At 68.4% G+C, this 503-nt stretch carries 1 protein-coding gene; it reads right to left on the bottom strand.

Going from position 1 to position 503, the window contains the following annotated elements; translation table 11 throughout:
• A partial coding sequence (locus JL475_RS39360; protein ID WP_237409602.1) for a condensation domain-containing protein occupies positions 1 to 503 on the bottom strand: 503 nt, incomplete at both ends.

The raw sequence follows: 503 nt of genomic DNA, 5'->3' as shown, positions 1-503 counted from the left end.
AACACCTCCGGCACCGTCCCCGACGGCACCTCACCCCCGGTGCCGTTCCACTCCACCAAAACCCGCTCGAGCTCCTGCTCCGTGAGCAGGTTGATGCGGCCCACGGGTTCGGCGTGCCGGTCGGTGGCGGTCTCCAGGACTCGAACCAGCCGTCCCATGACACGTTCGGCCCCTGCCCGGTCGAACAGGTCCTCGCGGAAGTCCAGCCGCAGCTGGATCCGCTCGCCGGGGAGGGCAGTGAGGATCAGCGGGTAGTGGGTGGCGTCGCGTCCGTCGATCCCTGTGACGGCAAGGGATTCACCGGGGAGTTCCAGGGCCTTGGAGTCCAGCGGATAGTTCTCGAAGACGACCAGGGTGTCGAAGAGCTCGTTGAAGCCGGTCAGCGTCTGGATGTCGGTGAGGCCCAGGTACTGGTACGGCATCAGCTCGGCCTGCTGGTCCTGGAGCCGGGCCAGCAGGCCCTCCAGGGTCTCCGCGGCGTCGAGCCGCACGCGGACCGGCAG

This window comes from Streptomyces sp. M2CJ-2, assembly GCF_016757295.1.
Lineage (GTDB): Bacteria > Actinomycetota > Actinomycetes > Streptomycetales > Streptomycetaceae > Streptomyces.
This window is presented reverse-complemented; position numbering and strand designations above follow the sequence as displayed.